Source organism: Sphingomonas sp. CFBP 8765, from assembly GCF_014841445.1.
Classification (GTDB): Bacteria; Pseudomonadota; Alphaproteobacteria; order Sphingomonadales; family Sphingomonadaceae; genus Sphingomonas; species Sphingomonas aerolata.
Genome location: NZ_JACYTY010000024.1, coordinates 1 through 2,590 on the forward strand (window position 1 = coordinate 1; position 2,590 = coordinate 2,590).

At 60.9% G+C, this 2,590-nt stretch carries 2 protein-coding genes; both read right to left on the minus strand.

Going from position 1 to position 2,590, the window contains the following annotated elements; translation table 11 throughout:
* Positions 1-633: 633 nt before the first annotated feature.
* Positions 634-996, minus strand: a complete 363-nt coding sequence (gene fliE / locus IFT87_RS20050) for a flagellar hook-basal body complex protein FliE (RefSeq protein ID WP_192191744.1) — start codon at positions 994-996, stop codon at positions 634-636.
* Positions 993-2,321, minus strand: coding sequence for a sigma-54 interaction domain-containing protein (locus tag IFT87_RS20055; RefSeq protein WP_192191745.1), 1,329 nt, complete (start codon positions 2,319-2,321; stop codon positions 993-995). The genes fliE and IFT87_RS20055 overlap by 4 nt, the downstream gene beginning before the upstream one ends.
* Positions 2,322-2,590: the final 269 nt, after the last annotated feature.

Below are 2,590 nucleotides of genomic sequence, written 5' to 3' on the forward strand. Positions count from 1 at the left end.
GGACTCAAGGTATGCAGCATGCTGATTCTCCCGTAGGCAATCAGCGGCCAGTGGCAGCGGATCGTTCCGGGCATTAAGCCACGACATGACGATCCGCGGCGAACCTGACAGCCCTATCTCGATGAGGAGGGGTGTAGTGGTCGAAGCCGCGCGTTCGTGCTTTGACACGGAAAACGCCGCACTAGCTTAGTTGCGGTAACGCTTAAGCCGCTTCAGCCAAGTCGTCGGCATACCATCGCTGATGCCCCTACACCGTAACCTATTGATAAACATGACGCCGGTTTCGAGGCTCATTCAGGCAAGCATCACTGAAAACAAAGCGAATTACGGCTCCACTGCTGAGGCACGGGTTCGATTCCTATAGGGGTCACCATCTCATCACCAACTATCGGAGATCGGTGGTACAACAATCGAATCAACGCGTCTCCGCCGTCGCTCTCGTAGCTGCCGTCATCTTCTGGCTATGATCACTGAGTCCTGCCCCTAAACTGCATCTAGCCCAATGGGGATGTATATCGGCGTCGCGCAACGAGGATGAGACAGTTGGGCATCTTTGGCAGATCTCATGACAACGATAAGCAAATTTCCACATTCAGCGGCAGCTGAATGGAGCGCCCTTAGGTGGTGCTCATGTCAGACCGGCATGCTCATGATATCTTTGTAGGCGGACAGCAGCTTGTTGCGGACCTGCAATGTTGCCTCAAAGCCTACGCTGGCCTGCTGGCGCGCGAGCATCACCTTGGCGATGTCAACCGTCTCGCCCCGCTCATAGCTTTCGCTGAGCTTCGCGGCCTGGGTCTGGCCCTCGTTCACGCTCTTCAGCGCGGTTGCCATCGAATTGGCAAAGCTGGTTGGCTTGACCGCCTCCGTCGGTGCGAGGTTTCCCGTAGCGCCAGCACGCGAGAGCGCCTCGTTGCGTTCAAGGATCTGCGAGCGCAGCGCCATGACGCGGTCGACGCTCATCGCTCCTCCACCAATACCCGAAACGCCGCTCATGCCGTTGCTGCCCAGTTAGCATTGCCCAAAATCTGGCCGCTGCCGATATCGTCACCCTGCTCGCGCGCCTTGGCGAGACGATAGCGCAGCGTGCGTTCAGAAATGCCGAGGCGTTTTGCGGTCTCGATGCGGCTGCCGTTGCAGGCCTTTAGCGTATCGCGGATTGCGGCGAACTCGCTCATCTGAACGATGTTGCCCAAGGTCCCGGGGGGTGTTTCTAGGTGCGCTGGCGCTGTGGCGGTCGCGATCGGCGTCACCTGCGCCGTACGCTGGAACGTCGTCGTCACCGGGCGGTCGAACATGATGTGGCTCGCCTCGATCGCGTCGCCGCTGCAGAACAGCAGTGCGCGCTGGATCACGTTCTCCAGTTCGCGGACGTTGCCCCGCCAATCGTGCAGCATCAGCTGGTCGATCGCCGCGTGGCTGGGCCAGGGAATGACGGTACGGTGGCCAGCGTGACGCAGGATCAGCATCGCGGCGAGTGCGGGAATGTCTTGCGGGCGCTCCGCCAGCGCCTTGGTCGCGAGCGGGAACACGGCGAGACGGTAATAGAGATCGGCACGAAAGCGGCCGGCAGCGACTTCAACGTGAAGATCGCGGTTGGCGCAGGCGATCACGCGGACGTCGATCGCCTGTGGCACCGAGGCGCCGAGCGGCACGACCTCGCGCTCCTGCAACACGCGCAGCAGTTTGGCCTGCAACTGGAGCGGCATCTCGGCGATCTCGTCCAACAAGATCGTGCCGCCATTCGCCGCACGGAAGAACCCGTCGCCGCCCGACGATGCACCAGTGAACGCGCCCTTCTGGTGGCCAAACAGCAAAGCCTCGAGCATCGATTCGGGGAGCGCCGCGCAGTTGATCGCGATGAACGGTTTGTTCCTGCGCGCGGAGCCGTTGTGGATGGCGCGGGCGAGCACCTCCTTGCCAGTGCCAGTCGGGCCGTTGATCAGCACGGTGATATCAGATGCTGCGACGCGTTCTGCGAGGGCCAGCAACGCGAGCGACTCGGGGTCCGCAGCGGTCGGCATATCCGGGCCGCCGATCAGCGCGCGCGCAAAGCCGTTGCCGACCGCGGCATCCTCTGCGGCAAAGCTGATTCGAGCAGGCGAACCGGCGCGCGACGGGATCACTTCGCGGCCCTCGCAACCGATGACGACGGTGCGGGCAGGAGCGACCACGCCCTCTCCGTCCGCGACCAGAAACAGGTCGTTCGGCCCCGGCTGGCTGGTCTCGAACGAGCCCACGCCGAGCCCTTGTGCACGGAGAGACGAGACTAGCGCGGGCTTATACGTAGCAATTGAAACTGACGGAAAGATCAAACGCATCGTGTTCCCTTTAGACGAAAGGGGGATGTGCCATCTCGGGTAAATGACCTATTAAATCACACCGTTACCGGTCAGATAATCCCGCAAACTGGCGTGAGAACCTATGCTGTCGGTTTGAGCCGGTTCCTTTGCAGGGAAAGTTTTGCCCAAAGCCTACGGGAGCGGTCTCCGTAGCGTCGTCTGTGACGGAAAAAGCACGGTTCTCCCGAAAATCGACATTATCAAGGGCATAGCTGGATTTTGCGATAGAGCGATTTGCGCGTCGCCAT